16 protein-coding genes are annotated in these 17,137 nt (G+C 73.2%); 6 read left to right on the forward strand and 10 right to left on the reverse strand.

Translation table 11 applies throughout. The features are described 5' to 3' along the window. Positions 1–55 precede the first annotated feature (55 nt). Entirely contained in the window at positions 56–565 is a 510-nt protein-coding gene (locus CSR00_RS00445; RefSeq protein WP_099020421.1) for a hypothetical protein, read from the forward strand. Here the strand turns inward: CSR00_RS00445 and CSR00_RS00450 are convergent. Then, a complete protein-coding gene (locus tag CSR00_RS00450; RefSeq protein WP_099020422.1) occupies positions 562–2,931 on the reverse strand; it encodes a heavy metal translocating P-type ATPase in 2,370 nt (789 codons plus the stop codon). The two genes, CSR00_RS00445 and CSR00_RS00450, sit on opposite strands and share 4 nt — an antisense overlap. 139 nt (positions 2,932–3,070) lie before the next feature. Here CSR00_RS00450 and sigC point away from each other — a divergent pair, with 139 nt between their 5' ends. After that, entirely contained in the window at positions 3,071–3,631 is a 561-nt protein-coding gene (gene sigC / locus CSR00_RS00455; protein ID WP_099020423.1) for an RNA polymerase sigma factor SigC, read from the forward strand. 28 nt (positions 3,632–3,659) lie between these two features. On the opposite strand, the gene CSR00_RS00460 is transcribed toward sigC, so the two are convergent. After that, positions 3,660–4,019, reverse strand: a complete 360-nt coding sequence (locus CSR00_RS00460; protein WP_099020424.1) for an RNA-binding protein — start codon at positions 4,017–4,019, stop codon at positions 3,660–3,662. Between the two features lie 198 nt (positions 4,020–4,217). On the opposite strand from CSR00_RS00460, the gene CSR00_RS00465 reads away from it, so the two are divergent. After that, positions 4,218–4,721 carry a DUF2834 domain-containing protein gene (locus CSR00_RS00465; protein ID WP_099020425.1) on the forward strand — a complete coding sequence of 168 codons (504 nt, stop codon included), beginning with the start codon at positions 4,218–4,220 and terminating at the stop codon, positions 4,719–4,721. Here the strand turns inward: CSR00_RS00465 and CSR00_RS00470 are convergent. The 3 genes from CSR00_RS00470 to CSR00_RS00480 form a co-directional block, all read right to left on the reverse strand. Continuing rightward, positions 4,708–5,577 carry a pseudouridine synthase gene (locus CSR00_RS00470; RefSeq protein ID WP_099020426.1) on the reverse strand — a complete coding sequence of 290 codons (870 nt, stop codon included), beginning with the start codon at positions 5,575–5,577 and terminating at the stop codon, positions 4,708–4,710. The two genes, CSR00_RS00465 and CSR00_RS00470, sit on opposite strands and share 14 nt — an antisense overlap. Before the next feature lie 93 nt (positions 5,578–5,670). Beyond that, positions 5,671–7,401 (reverse strand): glycerol-3-phosphate dehydrogenase/oxidase, encoded by a 1,731-nt coding sequence (locus tag CSR00_RS00475; RefSeq protein WP_176561833.1) that lies wholly within the window; start codon positions 7,399–7,401, stop codon positions 5,671–5,673. 92 nt (positions 7,402–7,493) lie between these two features. Continuing rightward, positions 7,494–8,909, reverse strand: a complete 1,416-nt coding sequence (locus CSR00_RS00480; RefSeq protein WP_099020428.1) for an NAD(P)H-quinone dehydrogenase — start codon at positions 8,907–8,909, stop codon at positions 7,494–7,496. An 88-nt stretch (positions 8,910–8,997) separates the two neighbouring features. Here CSR00_RS00480 and CSR00_RS00485 point away from each other — a divergent pair, with 88 nt between their 5' ends. Continuing rightward, entirely contained in the window at positions 8,998–9,471 is a 474-nt protein-coding gene (locus tag CSR00_RS00485; RefSeq protein WP_099020429.1) for a gamma-glutamylcyclotransferase family protein, read from the forward strand. A 40-nt stretch (positions 9,472–9,511) separates the two neighbouring features. On the opposite strand, the gene galE is transcribed toward CSR00_RS00485, so the two are convergent. The 3 genes from galE to CSR00_RS00500 are packed head-to-tail and all read right to left on the reverse strand — an operon-like array spanning position 9,512 to position 12,868. Continuing rightward, positions 9,512–10,468 (reverse strand): UDP-glucose 4-epimerase GalE, encoded by a 957-nt coding sequence (galE, locus tag CSR00_RS00490; RefSeq protein ID WP_099020430.1) that lies wholly within the window; start codon positions 10,466–10,468, stop codon positions 9,512–9,514. 49 nt (positions 10,469–10,517) lie between these two features. Then, positions 10,518–11,687 carry a M20 family metallopeptidase gene (locus CSR00_RS00495; protein WP_099020431.1) on the reverse strand — a complete coding sequence of 390 codons (1,170 nt, stop codon included), beginning with the start codon at positions 11,685–11,687 and terminating at the stop codon, positions 10,518–10,520. Then, positions 11,684–12,868, reverse strand: a complete 1,185-nt coding sequence (locus CSR00_RS00500) for a M20 family metallopeptidase (RefSeq protein ID WP_099020432.1) — start codon at positions 12,866–12,868, stop codon at positions 11,684–11,686. Before CSR00_RS00500 ends, CSR00_RS00495 begins: the two co-directional genes overlap by 4 nt. 190 nt (positions 12,869–13,058) lie before the next feature. Here CSR00_RS00500 and CSR00_RS00505 point away from each other — a divergent pair, with 190 nt between their 5' ends. Next, entirely contained in the window at positions 13,059–13,811 is a 753-nt protein-coding gene (locus tag CSR00_RS00505; RefSeq protein WP_245905763.1) for a purine-nucleoside phosphorylase, read from the forward strand. Here CSR00_RS00505 and CSR00_RS00510 read toward each other — a convergent pair. Continuing rightward, on the reverse strand, positions 13,761–14,879 hold the full coding sequence (locus CSR00_RS00510; protein WP_099020502.1) for an AbrB family protein: 1,119 nt from the start codon (positions 14,877–14,879) through the stop codon (positions 13,761–13,763). The two genes, CSR00_RS00505 and CSR00_RS00510, sit on opposite strands and share 51 nt — an antisense overlap. Before the next feature lie 63 nt (positions 14,880–14,942). Between CSR00_RS00510 and CSR00_RS00515 the strand changes: the two genes are divergently transcribed. Beyond that, entirely contained in the window at positions 14,943–16,523 is a 1,581-nt protein-coding gene (locus tag CSR00_RS00515; RefSeq protein WP_407662384.1) for a phospho-sugar mutase, read from the forward strand. On the opposite strand, the gene upp is transcribed toward CSR00_RS00515, so the two are convergent. After that, entirely contained in the window at positions 16,505–17,128 is a 624-nt protein-coding gene (gene upp / locus CSR00_RS00520; protein ID WP_099020434.1) for a uracil phosphoribosyltransferase, read from the reverse strand. The two genes, CSR00_RS00515 and upp, sit on opposite strands and share 19 nt — an antisense overlap. Between the last annotated feature and the right edge of the window lie 9 nt (positions 17,129–17,137).

Consider the following 17,137-nt stretch of genomic DNA (forward strand, 5'->3'; position numbering starts at 1 on the left):
GGGACGGGGACCGCGGCGGGAGTACCACACCCGGTCGACGTGCGAGAATCGAGTCATGACGCAACACCGTTGCGACGACCCGGACACCCGACGCGCCCTGCGCGACATCGAGCAGCGCGTGCTCGAGGACATCCACGTCGGCGCGGTGCAGCGGATCGCCGGCCTGGCGGTGGCCGCGCTGCTGGTTGCCGCCGCGGCCGCACTGTGGCTGGTGACGCCCGACCGGTCGGATCCCTCGCAGAGCGGGCGCGGTATCGCGGCCATCACCGCGGCGCTGTTCACCCTCGCCGGGTTGACCACCGCGACGGCGCTGCTGCGCAGGCGGTTCCGCTGGAGCTGCGCGGCGGTCTACGTGTGCGGCATCGCCGCGGTCGCCGGCGGCGGGTCGTTCTGGTGGCATCACACCGGCCCGATGACCGTCGCGGGATGGTGGGCGGCGGCGGGATGGCTGGCGGCCACGGTGCTCACGGTCGGCTGGCTGCGGCTCGTGCTGACGCCGATCGACGATTCTCAGCCCGACATGCGGGCCGCCACCGCAACGCACTCCCGCCGCGGCCAGCTCTAGGACCGGGCCGGCTCCAGGACCGAATCGGTTCCGGCTGCGGGCGCCGCGCTGTGCTCGCCGGCGCCGGATCCGGGGGTGTCGGCGGGTCCGGCCGCGAAGCTGCGCAGCCGCAGGCTGTTGGACACCACCAGGAACGACGACAACGCCATGGCGGCCCCGGCGATCAGCGGGTTGAGCAGCCCGGCGGCCGCGATCGGGATGGCCGCGATGTTGTAGCCGAACGCCCAGGCCATGTTGGTGCGAATGGTGCGCATCGTGGCGCGGGCCAGCCCCAGCGCGGTCGGCACCGAGTCCAGGCTCTCGCGGACCAGGATGATGTCGGCCGCACCGATGGCCACGTCGGTGCCCCGCCCGATCGCCAGGCCCAGGTCCGCGCGCGCCAGGGCGGGTCCGTCGTTGATCCCGTCGCCGACCATGGCCACCACATGCCCCCGCTCGCGCAGTCGCTCGATGGCGTCCACCTTGCCTTCGGGAAGCACCTCGGCGATCACGTCGTCGATCCCGACGGCGGCGGCGATCGCCTCCGCGGTGGCGGTGTTGTCGCCGGTGAGCAGCATCGTCTTCAGTCCGGCGCGGTGCAGCGCGGTCACCGCCCCGGGCGCGGAGTCCTTGACCTTGTCGGCCACCGAGATGGCTCCGCACACCTGGTCGTCGACGGCCACGAAGACCACCGTCTCGCTGCGCGCCTCACCCGACTTGCGGGCGGCGGCCACGGTCGCGGGAACGACCCGGCCGCGGGCCACCCACGCCGGCCGCCCGACGGCGACGTGTTGCCCGTCCACGCGGGCGGTGACCCCGTTGCCGGAGAACGCCTGGAACTCCTCGACCACGCCGGAGCGCTCCACGTCGACCTCCGGGATGGCCTCCGGGGCGGCCTCCAGGATGGCCGATGCCAGCACATGCTCGGAGCCGGACTCGGCGGCCGCGGCGACGGCCAGCACCTCGTCGGGATCCCAGCCGGCGGCAGCCTCGACGCCGGTCACCGCGGCCCGCCCGGTGGTCAGCGTCCCGGTCTTGTCGAACACCACGATGTCCACCGCGCGGATGGCCTCCAGCGCGCGGTGACCCTTCAGGAAGATGCCCAGCTGGGCGCCGCGACCGGAGGCGACCATCAGCGCCGTCGGGGTCGCCAGGCCGAGCGCGCAGGGGCAGGCGATCACCAGCACCGCCAGCCCGGCGGAGATGGCCTTGTCCAGCCCTCCGTCGGTGTCCCCGGCGGCCCACAGCCAGCCGGCCACCGTCAGCGCGGCGATGACCAGCACCACCGGCACGAACACCGAAGCGATCCGGTCGGCGATGCGTTGCGCCTCGGCCTTGTGCACCTGAGCCTCTTCGACCAGGCGCACCATCCCGGCGAAGCGGGTGTCGGGTCCGACCGCCGCGGCCTCGATGACCAGCCGGCCGTCGAGGACCACCGTGCCACCGACCACCGTGGCGCCCGGTTCGACGTCGACGGGTTTGGACTCGCCGGTCATGGCGCTCACGTCGACGGCGGCCCGCCCCTCGATGACCAGCCCGTCGGCAGCCACCGACTCGCCGGGCCGCACCGCGAACCGCTGGCCCTCCTTGAGCTCGGCCGCCGGGATCACCATCTCGGTGCCGTCGGCGAGCAGCACGGTGGCGTTCTTGGCGCCGAGCGCGGCCAGCGCCCGCAGCGCTCCCCCGGCCCGGGACTTGGCCTTGGCCTCGAAGTAGCGCCCGGCCAGCACGAACACGGTCACCCCGGCCGCGACCTCCAGGTAGATGGCGTCGCTGCTGAGCAGGGCCTGCCAGACACCGGTGGTCACACGGACGTGGTTGTCGAAGAAGATCGTGTAGATCGACCAGCCGGTGGCCGCGGTGACGCCGATCGAGATCAGCGTTTCCATCGACGCGTTGCCGTGCCGCAGATTGCGCAGCGCCACCCGGTGGAAGGGCCACGCCGCCCAGGTGACGATCGGCGCCGCCAACGCCGTCAGGATCCACTCCCAGCCGGTGAACCGGGTGGAGGGGACGAACGCGAACATCACCGACAGGTCGGCGAGCGGGATGAACAGCACCGCCGCCACCGACAGGCGCAGCAGCAGGTTGCGGGCCTGCCGGGCGTCGGGATCGTCCTCGGAGGCGATCACCGCGTCGGGGCGCTGCTCGGCCTCGTAGCCGGCGCGCTGGACCACCTCACACAGCTCGGGGACACCCACGCCGGACGCGGCGTCGATGGTGGCCACCCGGGTGGCGTAGTTGACCGAGGCCCGCACGCCGTCGACCTTGTTGAGTTTGTTCTCGACCCGGGCGGCGCATGACCCGCATGTCATGCCGGTCACGTCGAGCCGTATCCGGCGGACGCCGTTCCCGTCCTCCGCAGCGACCGCCACGGTTTGCGTCATGTTCCGGCCATTCCTCGTACTTCGTGTGCCGGCGCGGCCGCCCGGGACGATTTCCCGGACGCGCACGCCGCGCCCGTCCTTATTGGTCGTCCGGGCCCCCGGGTGAGTTCCCGGTCGGCATCGCTTACTGTCAATTCTTGTGACAACGGGCGGCGAGGACCAAATTACCCTGCTAGCGCTGGCGGCCGGCCGCGGTGACGCCGCCGCCCTGGAGGACTTCATTCGGGCCACCCAGCGCGACGTCTGGCGCACCGTTGCCTACCTGGGTGATCCGGGTTCGGCCGACGACCTGACCCAGGAAACGTTCCTGCGGGTCATCTCGGCGCTGCCCCGGTTCTCCGGCCGCTCCTCGGCGCGCACCTGGCTGTTGTCGATCGCCCGCCGGGTCGTGGTCGACTCCATCCGCCGCCGCAACAGCCGGCCCCGCGCACAGTTCGTGGTCGACATGGAGAAGGTGCTGGAGTCGGCGCGGCCGGTCGGGGGCTTCGAGCACATCGTCGAGATCCGGTTGCTGCTGGACTCACTGGACTCCGATCGCCGGCACGCCCTGCTGTTGACGCAGGTGCTGGGACTGTCCTACGCCGAGGCCGCCGAGGTGTGCGGGTGCCCGGTGGGCACCATCCGCTCCCGGGTGGCGCGGGCGCGCGAGGACCTGCTCGACGCCGTGAATGACCGGCGGCGCGACGACCTGACCGGCTGAGCGCCGGGGATCTCGGGTCCGCCGGCCCTCAGATACAGCCGCCGACGCTGATCCGTCGACCGACATCGGCGCACACCGCCACATTGGGTGCCGGCGGCGGCACATAGACCGGTGGTGGCGGGGGTGGCGGCGGCGGGGGTGGCGTCGTGGATGTCGAGGCCGGCGCCGTCGTGCTCGTCGGCGGCGGGGGCGGCGGAGGAGGTGGTGGTGGTGGGTCGACGTAGTTCATCTCCCACAGCGGGTCCGAACAGCCGCTGACGTCGACGTGCCGGCCGCCGATCGAGCCGCAGATCGCCTCGCTGGTGGGGGCGCCGGTCACCGCGAGGCCGGCCCCGCCGACGACGGCCACCGCCCACACGGCCGCGATGCGCCGCGATCTGCTCCCCATCCGCTCTCCTTCGGGTTGAGAAACGCAGCCCGGCGGAGTGCCGGCGCTGCGTGGTGTGTCCATGATGACCGCCGCACCCACCGGGCGCGAGCCGTTGGGTCCCACCGCCGGACACCGGCCCCGGGGACGGGCCCGGGGACCCGCGCCAGAAATGTCAAAATTGACAAAACCTGGTGTCGATCCCGGCATACTCCGACCATGGTTTCGCTGATCGTTCACGCCGTCCTCGGCGTCGCCGTCATCGCCTGGATCCTGCGCGCCAACCCGCAGATCTTCTCCCGGGTCAGCACCGGGAGCGGGCACCAGCCGCTGTTCTCGCCGCTGGAGATCGTCTTCTACCTGGTCGGCATCGCCTCGATCGCGCTCGGCTACTACTTCAACCACCAGTTCGTCGCCGACTACGCCGTGGAGGGCGGCAACCCGATCTGGGGCCCCGGCAGCTGGCAGCAGTTCATCCAGCTGGGCTACGTCAATCCCGCCGCCGCCTCGGCCAGCCAGGACTACACGATCATCAACGTGATCCTGCTGCCGTTGTTCACCATCGTCGACGGACTGCGGCGCGGCATCCGCCACCCCTGGTTGTTCTTCGTCTCCAGCCTGTTCACCAGCTGCGCGTTCGCCTACGCGTTCTACTTCGCCACCATCGAGCGCCAGCGCCGTCACCAGAAGGCCGGCACCCCGGGACATCTCAGCCGGGCCTGAGGCGCCGCATCGTCTCGAACCGGCGCGGCCGCCCGGTGAGCGGATCGTCGAACGCCAGGCTGTGCGCCAGCAGCTGCAGCGGGTTCGAGAAGTCGTCGGGCGCGACGTCGCGGACGTCGGGGTAGAGCGGATCCCCGGCGATCGGCAGCCCGAGGCCGGCCATGTGCACGCGCAGCTGGTGGGTGCGCCCGGTGCGCGGGTGCAGCCGGTACAGACCCCGGCCCCACGGCTCGATCAGCGTCTCGGCGTTGGGTTCGCCGTCCTCGACGCGCGCCTGCAGCTGCCCGCGCCGCTTGACCACCCGGTTGCGCACCACCACGGGGGCGGCCAGGTGTTCGGGCGCCTGCGACACCGCCAGATACACCTTGTCCACCAGGCCACGGGCGAACAGCGTCTGGTAGGCACCGCGCACGTCGCGACGGGTGGTGAACACCAGCACCCCGGCGGTCAACCGGTCCAGCCGGTGCGCCGGGCTCAGCTCGGGCAACTCCAGTTCGCGGCGCAGCCGCACCAGCGCGGTCTGGGCGACGTGGCGGCCGCGCGGCATGGTCGCCAGGAAGTGCGGCTTGTCCACCACCACGAGGTTCTCGTCACGGTGCAGCACCGGGACGGCGAACGGCACGACGGGCTCGTCGGGCAGCTCCCGGTACAGATAGACGTGCGCCCCCGCCGGCAGGATTGTCGTCGCGTCCACGACGGAGCCGTCGGCGCACACCACCTGCCCGGTGAGCACCTTCGCCGCGCCCGCGGGCCCGAACCGCTCCTCGAACTCGGCCAGCACCGATCCGCAGCGCACCCGCAGCCGCGCCGGGCCCAGGCCGTCGCGCACCGGAAGCGGTGGGGGTCGTCGCGTCATGGTCTCGATGGTCTCCCCGCTCCGCGGATGTGCGCTTCCATACGGTTTCTGGCGGCAGGCCGTACGGATGCGCACGCTCGCGGGTCGGTCCTGCTAGTTGAGTGGCACCGGCTCGAGGATCTCGGCGCGCGCCTCGGGGGCGGCGGCGCGCAGCGCGTCGGCCGAGGCGTCGTCGGGCTGCGCCTGGGACTGCACCTCGGCCTCCACCCGCGCGGTGTAGGTGGCCACCTCGCGGTCGACGTCGGCGTCCGACCAGCCCAGGATCGGCGCCACCACCTCGGCGACCTCGCAGGCGCAGTCGACCCCGCGGTGCGGGTATTCGATCGAGATCCGCATCCGCCGGGCCAGCAGGTCCTCCAGGTGCAGCGCGCCCTCGGCCGCGGCGGCGTAGGCGGCCTCGACCTTCAGATACACCGGCGCCTCGGTGATCGGGGTGAGCAGCTCGGGGTCGTCGGCCGCCAGTTCCAGCACCTCGTCGATCAGCGAGCCGTAGCGGTCCAGCAGGTGCCGCACCCGGTAGGGGTGCAGGCCGTAGCGCTCGCCGACGTGCTCGGTCTGGTTGATCAGCGCGAAGTAGCCGTCGGCGCCGACCAGCGGCACCTTCTCGGTGATCGTGGTGGCCACCCGGGTCGGGATGAACTCCGCGGCGGCGTCGACGGCGTCGGCGGCCATCACCCGGTAGGTGGTGTATTTGCCGCCGGCGATGGCCACCAGCCCCGGGGAGGGCACCGCCACGGCGTGTTCACGCGACAGCTTGGAGGTGTCGTCGCTCTCCCCCTCCAGCAGCGGGCGCAGGCCCGCATAGACGCCGTCGATGTCGTCGTGGGTCAGCGGGGTGGCCAGCACCGTGTTGACGTGGTCGAGGATGTAGTCGATGTCGGCCTTGGTGGCCGCCGGGTGGGCCAGATCGAGGTTCCAGTCGGTGTCGGTGGTGCCGATGATCCAGTGGGTGCCCCACGGGATGACGAACAGCACCGACTTCTCGGTGCGCAGGATGATGGCCACCTCGCTGACGACGCGGTCGCGGGGCACCACGACGTGCACCCCCTTGGAGGCCCGCACCCGGAACCGGCCGCGCTGGTGCGACAGGGCCTGGATCTCGTCGGTCCACACCCCGGTGGCGTTGATGACGACGTGGCCGCGCACCTCACGCACCGACCCGTCCTCGGAGTCGCGGACGCGCACGCCGACCACCCGGTCACCCTCCCGCAGCAGGGCGACCACCTGGGTCGACGACCGCACCACCGCCCCGTAGTGCGCCGCGGTGCGCGCCACCGTCATGGTGTGGCGGGCGTCGTCGACGACGGTGTCGTAGTAGCGGATCCCGCCGATCAGCGAGCTGCGCTTGAGCCCCGGCGCCAGCCGCAGCGCGCCCGCCTTGAACAGGTGCTTCTGCGGCGGAACCGATTTCGAACCGCCCAGCTGGTCGTAGAGGAAGATGCCGGCGGCCACGTACGGCCGCTCCCACCAGCGCTTGGTCAGCGGGAACAGGAACGGCAGCGGCTTGACCAGGTGCGGGGCCAGCGTCGTCAACGACAGTTCCCGCTCGTGCAGGGCCTCGCGCACCAGCCCGAACTCCAGCTGCTCCAGGTAACGCAGGCCGCCGTGGAACATCTTCGAGGATCGGCTCGAGGTGCCGGCGGCGAAATCGCGCGCCTCGACCAGCGCGACCTTGAGGCCGCGGGTGGCGGCGTCGAGCGCACTGCCCGCCCCGACCACGCCCCCGCCGACGACGACGACGTCGAACTGCTCGGATCCCAGGCGCTCCCAGGCGTGCTTCCTGGCAGCGGGGCTCAGGAACGAATCCGGTGCCGGCTCGCTCACGCGCACTCCTCGTTACTCGTCAGTACGCGCACCAGGCTACGTGGTTGCCGGGGCGGCCGCGGGCCCGGTCCGGATCGCCCGGTCCGGATCGCTCAGTCGAGATCGTCGTGGGCCATCAGCCGCCGCGCGGCCTCGATGATCGACCCGGACAGCGACGGATACACCGACAGCGTCTGGGCCAGGTCGGTGACCGAGATCCGGTTCTGCACCGCCAGCGCGATGGGCAGGATCAGCTCGGAGGCGATCGGGGCCACCACCACCCCGCCGATGACCACGCCGGTGGCGGGCCGGCAGAAGATCTTGACGAAGCCGTGGCGCAGCAGCGACATCTTCGCGCGGGCGTTGGTGGACAGCGGCAGCATCAGGGTGCGCGCGGGCACGCTGCCGTCGTCGATCGCGGCCTGCGGAATGCCCACGGCGCCGATCTCGGGCCGGGTGAACGTCGCCGAGGCCACCGTGCGCAGCCGCAGCGGCGAGACCCCTTCGCCCAGTGCGTGATACATCGCGATGCGGCCCTGCATGGCGGCCACCGAGGCCAACGGGAACAGGCCGGTGCAGTCGCCGGCGGCGTAGATGCCCGAGGCGGTGGTGCGCGAGACCCGGTCCACCGGGATGTGGCCGCTGGGTTTGAGTTCGATGCCGACCCGCTCCAGCCCCAGCCCGGTGGTGTTGGGCACCGAGCCGATGCTCATCAGCGCGTGGCTGCCCTCGACCACCCGGCCATCGGCCAGCTCGACGCGTACACCGGTCTCGGTGCGCACCACCGCGTCGGCGCGACCGTTCTTGACCAGCGTCACCCCGCGCTCGGCGAACACCTGCTCCAGCGCGGCGGCGGCGTCGCTGTCCTCGTGCGGCAGGATCTGATCCCGGCTGGCCACCACGGTGACGTCCACGCCGAGCTCGGTGTAGGCGTTGCAGAACTCCGCACCGGTGACCCCCGAGCCGACGATCACCAGGTGCTCGGGCAGTTCGGGCAGGTCGTAGACCTGCCGCCAGGTCAGGATGCGCTCCCCGTCGGGCACCGCCCTGGGCAGGATCCGGGGGGTGGCCCCGGTGGCGATCAGCACCACGTCGGCCTTGAGCACACCGACCTGGCCGGCGTTGGTGGTGACCCGGATCCGGTGATGGGCCATCCCGGCGACGTCGTCGACCAGCTCGGCGCGCCCGTGCACCACCGTCACGCCCGCGCGCAGCAGCTGGGTGCCGATGTCGGCGGACTGCGACCGGGCCAGCGTCATGGCCCGGTTGTTGATCTCCGGAAGGGTGATCTTGGCGGCGTCGATACCGATCTCGTAGCCCAGCCCGGCGGCCCGGCGCAGCTCGGTGCGCACCCCGGTCGAGGCGATGAACGCCTTGGACGGCACGCAGTCGTAGAGCACGCAGGCGCCGCCGATGGCGTCGTCCTCGATGACGGTCACCTGCGCGACGTCGGCCCCGAACCCGGCCGCCACCAGCGCGGCCTCGTAACCTGCGGGGCCTCCACCGATGATCACAATCCGCGTTGGCACGCCTTAAAACCTAGGCCACCGCATCCGGCGGTGAGCGATGACTCCCGGTTGTCCGCCGACTGGCAACCTGTTGTCTAAGCTTTCGTCCGTGCCGCTCTACGCCGCCTACGGGTCCAACATGCATCCAGAGCAGATGCTGCAGCGCGCGCCGCACTCGCCGATGGCCGGTACCGGATGGCTGCACGGCTGGCGGCTGACGTTCGGCGGCGAGGACATCGGCTGGGAGGGTGCGCTGGCCACGGTGGTCCAGGACCCGGCCTCGCGGGTGTTCGTGGTGCTCTACGACATGACCAGGGAGGACGAGGAGAACCTCGACCGCTGGGAGGGCTCCGAGTTCGGCGTCCACAAGAAGATCCGCTGCCGCGTGGACCGCGAGACCTCCGACACCGACACCGACCCGGTGCTGGCCTGGCTGTATGTGCTCGACGCCTGGGAGGGCGGTATGCCCTCGGCGCGCTACCTCGGGGTGATGGCCGAGGCCGCAGAGATCGCCGGGGCCCCCGACGACTACGTCCACCAGCTGCGGACCCGGCCGGCGCGCAACATCGGTCCCGGCACCTGAGCCCCCGCGCCAGCCTAAGCGCCGCAGTCGGCGCCTGAGCTCACCGGGTGCGGGTGAACTCCCAGGCGTCGGCGACGATCTCCTCGAGCGTGGTGTGCCGGGGCCGCCAGCCCAGCTCGGCCGTCGCCGCCGCGCTGGAGGCGATCAACACCGCCGGGTCACCGGCGCGGCGTTCGACGTCACGCGACGGGATCGGCCGCCCGGTCACCCGTCGGCAGCAGTCGATCACCTCACGCACCGAGAACCCGGTCCCGTTGCCCAGGTTGTAGATCCCGTGCGCCGACGGCCGCGCGCACTGCAGCGCCAGCACGTGCGCGTCGGCCAGGTCACGCACGTGGATGTAGTCCCGGACCGCGGTGCCGTCGGCGGTGGGCCAGTCGGTGCCGAACACCAGGATCTCCTCGCGGCGGCCCGCGGCCACCTGCAGCACCAGCGGAATGAGGTGCGTCTCGGTGGTGTGCCGCTCCCCGAGACCGGCGTAGGCGCCTGCGACGTTGAAGTAGCGCAGGCTGGTCGCGGCCAGGCCGTGCGCGACCGCGTAGGAGGTGATGGCGTGGTCGATGGCCAGCTTGGTGGCCCCGTAGGCGTTGGTGGGGCGGGTCGGGCTGGTCTCGGTGATCGGCACGGACTCGGGCTCGCCGTAGGTGGCCGCGGTCGAGGAGAACACCAGCCGGGGCACTCCCGCGGTGCGGATGGCCTCCAGCAGCTCCAGCGTCTTGACGACATTGCCGTGCCAGTACCGCTCGGGCGCCGAAACCGACTCCCCCACAAGCGATTTGGCCGCGAAATGCAGGACGCCGTCGAAGCCGCCACCGGTCAGCACACCCGCGGCGTCCTCGGCGATGTCACCTTCGACGAAGGCGGCCCCGGCGGGCACCGCGTCGGCGTGACCGGTCGACAGGTCGTCGAGCACCACCACCTCGTGGCCGTGCTCGAGCAGCACGGCGGCGCAGACGCTGCCGACGTAGCCGGCTCCCCCGGTGACGAGAAGCTTCATGGGTCCTTCCTGGTCCGGCCGGCGGGTGACGGCGAGTGGTGTCGGCGGGTCAGAACGCCGCGCACTGGTCGACGATGTTGACCATCGTGCGCACCCCGACGGCCAGCGCCCGCTCGTCGAGGTCGAAGGTCGGCTGGTGCAGGTCCAGCTGCGGCCCGGCGCCGCTCCAGACCCCGAGCCGGCCCATCGCCCCGGGCACCTCCTCCAGGTACCAGGAGAAGTCCTCGCCACCGCCGGACTGCACCGTCTCGGCCAGTACGTCGGGACCCATCGCCTCGATCGCGTGGATCATGATGTGGGTGGAGACCTCCTCGTTGACCACCGGCGGGACGCCCCGGCGGTACTGCAGCGAGTGCTCGATGCCCAGCGGCGCCAGCAGCGACGAAACCGTTTCGGTCACAATAGCTTCCAGCTCCAGCCAGGTCTGCCGGCTGGCGGTGCGGATGGTGCCCGCCAGCGACCCGGTCTGCGGGATGGCATTGGCCGCGACGCCGGCGTTGACCGCGCCCCAGACCATCACCGTGCTGTGCCGCGGGTCGACCCGGCGCGACAGCACCCCGGGCAGCCCGGTGATCAGGGTGCCCAGCCCGTAGACCAGGTCGGAGGTCAGGTGCGGGCGGGAGGTGTGCCCGCCCGCCGAGTGCAGCGTGATCTCGATGTGGTCGGCCGCCGAGGTGATCGGCCCGACGGTGGTGGCCACCCGCCCGGCCGCCAGGCGGGGATCGCAGTGCAGCGCGAAGATCCGCGACACCCCGGTGAGCACACCGGCGGCGATCGCGTCGACCGCGCCGCCTGGCATCATCTCCTCGGCCGCCTGGAACACCAGCCGCACGCCCACCGGCAGCTCCGGCGCCTGGGCCAGGGCCAGGGCGGTGCCCAGCAGGATCGCGGTGTGCGCGTCGTGGCCGCAGGCGTGCATGACGTTGGGCACGCCGGAGGCGTACGGGGCGCCGGTCCGCTCGGCCATCGGCAGCGCGTCCATGTCGGCGCGCAGCGCGATGCGGGGCCGGTGCTCGGGGCCGATGTCGCAGGTCAACCCGGTGCCCGCGGGCAGCACCTTCGGGTTGAGCCCGGCGTCGGCCAGCCGCTCGGCGACGAACTGGGTGGTGGCGAACTCCTGGCGGCTCAGTTCGGGGTGACGGTGCAGGTGCCGGCGCCACTCGACGAGGTCGTCGCAGTGGGTGGCCAGCCAGGACTCGGCGGCGTCGACCACACTCATGAGGCCGCCCTGCGCTCGGCGGCGGCCAGAATCCGGTCGCGTTCGGTGGGGGTCTCGGCCAGCCGCACCACGGTGCGCGCCAGCATTGCCGCCCCCTCCAGCACCGCCCGGTCCCCGGACGGGCCCGCGGCGGCCGCGGCGAACTCGGGCTGGTGCACCGAGGCGCCGCCGGCGTCGACGCCGATCACCGGATGGATGCCGGGCATCACCTGGGTCACGTTGCCCATGTCGGTGCTGCCCAGCGGCAGCGACGCCTCAAGGTCGGCGGGAACCGGATCACGACCCAACGTGCGCATCTCCTCCCGGAACACATCGGCCAGCCACGGGTCGGGTGCCAGTTCGCGGTACACCGGGGCCGACTCGACGACGTCGTGCTCGCAGCCGGTGGCCAGCGCGCCGGCCGTGAAACAGTCCGCCATCCGCTGTTCCAGGGCCTGAAGGGACGCCGAGTCGGTGGCCCGCATGTAGTACTTCATGGCGGTGTGGGCGGGGATGACGTTGGGGGCCTGCCCGCCGTCGGTGGTGATGCCGTGCATCATCTGGCCGGGGGCCAGGTGCTGGCGCAGCAGCCCGATGGCGACCTGGGCGACGGTCACCGCGTCGGCGGCGTTGCGCCCCAGGTGCGGGGCGACCGCGGCGTGCGATTCCCGGCCGCGGTAGGTGACCGCCACCTCGGAGAGGGCCAGGGAACGGGCGCCGGCGATGTCGGCGGGACCCGGATGGCACATGACGGTGGTGGCGATGTCGTCGAACACACCGGCGGCCAGCAGCAGCGCCTTGCCGCCCCCGGCCTCCTCGGCGGGCGTGCCCACCAGCACCACCGTCAGCCCCAGCTCCTCGGCGACCTCGGCCAGCGCCAGCGCGGCCCCGACCGCGGAGGCCGCGATGATGTTGTGCCCGCAGGCGTGGCCCATGCCGGGCAGCGCGTCGTACTCGGCGCACACCCCGACCACCAGCGGGCCGTCGCCGAACCGGGCGCGGAACGCGGTGTCCAGGCCGCCGGCGGCCGCGGTGATCTCGAAGCCCCGCTCGGCGACCAGCGCCGTGGTCTTGGCGCAGCTGCGGTGTTCGGCGAACGCCAGCTCGGGTTCGGCGTGGATCGAGTGCGACAGCTCGAGCAGATCACTGCCACGGCGGGTGACGACATCGGACACCGTCGACGACGCGGAGACAGCGGGCATCACAGCAGTATCGCACCGCCGCCTGTGCCGCACGGGTCCGGACCGGGGGCCGGCGACGCGGCTACGCTGCCTTGCTGTGAGCGCAGACGCCCCTGAGACGGCCCCCGAACCGGGCTCGGAGACGGCCCCCGAACCGGGCTCGGAGACGGTCCCTGAACCGGCCCGGTGGGCGGCCGACGCCGCCGCCGCCATCGCCGCGCGCACCGGTGTCGATCACCATGACGTCGCCGTCGTGCTGGGCTCGGGATGGGCACCGGCCGTCGACGCCCTGGGTGAGCCGGCCGCGGCCGTCCCGATGGCCGAGCTGCCCGGTTTCAGCGCACCGGCGGCGGCCGGCCACGGCGGCCGGGTGCTGTCGGTGCAGGTGGGCCCGCGGCGGGCGCTGATCCTGCTCGGCCGCATCCACGCCTACGAGGGACACGACCTGGCGCGGGTGGTGCATCCGGTGCGGACCGCCTGCGCGGCCGGGGCCGGCACGGTGGTGCTGACCAACGCCGCGGGCGGGCTGCGCGCGGAGTACCGCGTGGGCCAGCCGGTGCTGATCAGCGACCACCTCAACCTCACCGCCCGTTCGCCGCTGGTCGGGGCCCAGTTCGTCGACCTGGTGGACGCCTACTCGCCGCGGCTGCGCACGCTGGCCCGCCAGATCGACCCGACCCTGGCCGAAGGGGTGTACGCGGGGCTGCCCGGCCCGCACTACGAGACGCCCGCCGAGATCCGGATGCTGCGCACCCTGGGCGCCGACCTGGTGGGCATGTCGACCGTGCACGAGACGATCGCCGCGCGGGCCGCCGGCGCCGAGGTGCTGGCGGTGTCGCTGGTGACCAACCTGGCCGCCGGGATGACCGGGGCGCCGCTGAGCCACGACGAGGTGCTGGAGGCGGGCCGCCGGTCAGCGGCCGCGATGGGCCAGCTGCTCGCCGCGGTGATCGCCCGGCTGTGAGGCCCGCCGGCCGCCGGTGACCGCGACCACCACCCGGGCGATCACCGGGGCCGCGAACAGCATCGCCAGCACCCGCAGAACCTGCGCCCCGACGATGAACGTGACGTTCGAGCCGGTGTCCACGGCGGTGGCCAGCACGGCGTAGATGCCGCCGGGGCTGGTGGCCAGGTAGCCCTCCAGCAGCGTGCAGCCGCTGACGCGCGCCAGCAGCACCCCGAGGCCCGCGGCGGCCACCGACAGCCCCACGATCAGGGTCAGCGCCAACGGCAGGGCCCGGCCGACCGCGCGCAGGGATTCGCGGGTGAACGCCAGCCCGGCCTGCCAGCCGATCACCACATAGGCGACCTGCACGGCCAGTGCGGGCACCCACACCCCCATCGACAGCCCGGCCAGTTCGAGGCCGACCGTCACCGCCAGCGGGCCCAGCAGCCCCGCCCCGGGCAACCGCACCAGCCGGCCCAGCGCGATCCCGACGGCCGCGAGCAGCGCCACCAGCGCGAGGCTGACGAACCAGGCCGGCGCGGCCCCGTCCGGCGCCGCGTCCGGCTGGTCGGCCGGGTGTCCCAGGTCGGGGCGAAAGACCAGGGTGACCACCACCGGCATGCTGGCGGTGATCAGCCCGACCCGCACGTACTGCACCACGGCGACCATGCGCACGTCGCCACCGAGTTCGCGGGCGATGGCCACCAGGCCCGAGGCCCCGCCCGCGGTCAGCGCCAACGCCCCGGTCAGCGGCGTGACATCGCGGTGCAGCCCCAGCAGCGCGCCCCCGGCCACGCTGACGGCCAGGGTGGCCAGCACCACCGCGGTCACGATCGGCCAGTGCGCGCCGACGCTGGCCAGCGAATCGGGCCGCACCATGGTCCCGATGTAGACCCCCAGCACCCCCTGCGCGGCCAGCCCGGCGGGCCGCGGCACCCGGGCCGGGGCGAGGCCGGCCAGCGCCAGCGCGATGCCCACGACCAGCGCGGCGAACAATCCCGCCGACGGCACCCCGAGCGCCCCGAGACCCGCGGTGGCGGCCACGGTGACCGCCGTCAGCCCGAGCCATCGGCGGACGGTGCGCAGCACGGTGGCTCACCTCCGGGTCGTCGCGGCTTCCGCCGACCAGTATCGCCGCCCCGGCCGGCGCTGGCCGAACCGCGCGCGGGGGCGGCACAATCGAACCCCGTGAGCGCCGAGAAACCCCTGACCTTCGGCACGGCCGGGCTCCGCGGGCCGATGCGGGAGGGCCCCGGCGGGATGAACGTGACGACGGTGACCACCGCCAGCTGGGCCGTGGCCACCACGCTGACCGACGCCGGCCGGGCCGGCGCGACGGTCGTCGTCGGCCACGATGCCCGCCACCACTCCGCGGAGTTCGCCCTCGCCGCCGCCGAGGTGTTCGCCGCCCAGGGGTTCTCGGTGGTGCTGCTGCCCGACGCGCTGCCGACGCCGGTGCTGGCCTTCTCGGTGCGCCGGCTGGGCGCGGCGGCCGGGGTGCAGATCACCGCGTCGCACAACCCGGCGACCGACAACGGCTACAAGCTGTACCTGGACGGCGGGATGCAGATCATCCCGCCCAGCGACGCCGCCGTGGAGTCCGCGATGGCCGCCGCGCCACCGGCCGCCCGGATACCCCGCCGCCCCGTCACCGCCACCGGCACCGACCTGGTCCATCACTACATCGAGCGGGCCGCCGAGACCCGCATCGGGCACGCCGCGGGGCCCCGGGTGGCGCTGACGGCGCTGCACGGGGTGGGCGGCGAGGTCGCCGTGGCGACACTGCGGCGCGCCGGCTTCGACGACATCCACGTGGTGCCGCAGCAGTTCAGCCCCGACCCGGACTTCCCGACCGTGGCGTTCCCGAACCCCGAGGAGCCCGGTGCCGCCGACGCGGTGCTGGCCCTGGCCGAGGAGGTCGGCGCCGACATCGCCGTGGCCCTGGACCCCGACGCCGACCGCTGCGCCGTCGGCGTGCCCGGCCCGCACGGCTGGCGCATGCTCTCCGGCGACGAAACCGGCTGGCTGCTCGGCGACTATCTGCTCTCGCAGCTGGACCCCGACGTGGCGGCGGCCAGCGTGGTGGCCAGCACGGTGGTGTCCTCGCGGATGCTGGCGGCCATCGCGGCCGGCTACGGCGTCCGCCATGTACAGACCCTCACCGGCTTCAAGTGGCTGGCCCGCGCGGACGCGGATCTGCCCGGGCACACGCTGCGCTACGCCTACGAGGAGGCCATCGGCCACTGCGTGGACCCCGCGGCGGTGCGCGACAAGGACGGCATCAGCGCCGCGGTGCTGGCGTGCGACCTGGTGGCGACCCTGGGCGCGCAGGGTGGTTCGGTGCCGGCGGCGCTGGACGTCCTGGCCCGCCGGCACGGCGTCCACCTGAGCACGGCGCTCAACGCACGGGTGGCCGACGCCTCCGCGGTGATGGCGGGGTTGCGCGCCGATCCGCCGGCCACGGTCGCGGGGTTCGCCGGGGCCACCGTCGACCTGCTCTCCGCGCCCGGCCCGCTGCACACCGACGCGCTGATCTTCACCGGCGGGCCGGTGCGGGTGGCGATCCGCCCGTCGGGCACCGAACCGAAGATCAAGGGCTACCTCGAGGTGCACCTGGAGCCCGAAGGCCGCCCCGGCAACGACGTCGCGCCGGCCCGGGCCCGCGCGCAGGAGATCGCCGCGGCGGCCGGGGCCGAGGTGGCCGCGCTGCTTCAGCGGGGACCGAACTGACGGTCCCCGGCGTCGCCGAGACCCGGCACGATGTAGGCGATCTCGTTGAGCCCCTCGTCGACGGTGGCGGTGAACAGCCTGGCGTGCGGGGCCACCTCGCCGACGGCGGCGATGCCCTCCGGGGCGCAGACCACGCACACCATCGTCACGTCGGCGGCGCCCCGGGCCGCCAGCAGCCGCAGGGTGTGGGCCATGGAACCGCCGGTGGCCAGCATCGGGTCGAGCACCAGCACCGGCTGGTCGCTGAGGTCGGCGGGCAGCGACTCCAGGTACGGGGTGGGCTGGTGGGTCTCCTCGTTGCGCGCCACGCCGACGAACCCCACCCGGGCCTCCGGGATCAGCGCGTGCGCCTGGTCGACCATGCCCAGCCCGGCGCGCAGCACCGGCACCAGCAGCGGCGGCCGCGCCAGCGCACAGCCCTGGGTCTGGGCCAGCGGCGTGCGCACGGTGACGGGCCGGCGGGCCGCGTCCCGGGTGGCCTCGTAGACCAGCATCAGGGTCAGGTCCCGCAGCGCGGCGCGGAAGGCGGCATTGTCGGTGCGCTCGTCGCGCAGGGTGGTCAGCCGGCTGGCGGCCAGCGGGTGATCGACGACGCGGACGTCCATAGCCGACGA

Source organism: Mycolicibacterium palauense (genome assembly GCF_002592005.1).
GTDB classification, from domain to species: Bacteria; Actinomycetota; Actinomycetes; order Mycobacteriales; family Mycobacteriaceae; genus Mycobacterium; species Mycobacterium palauense.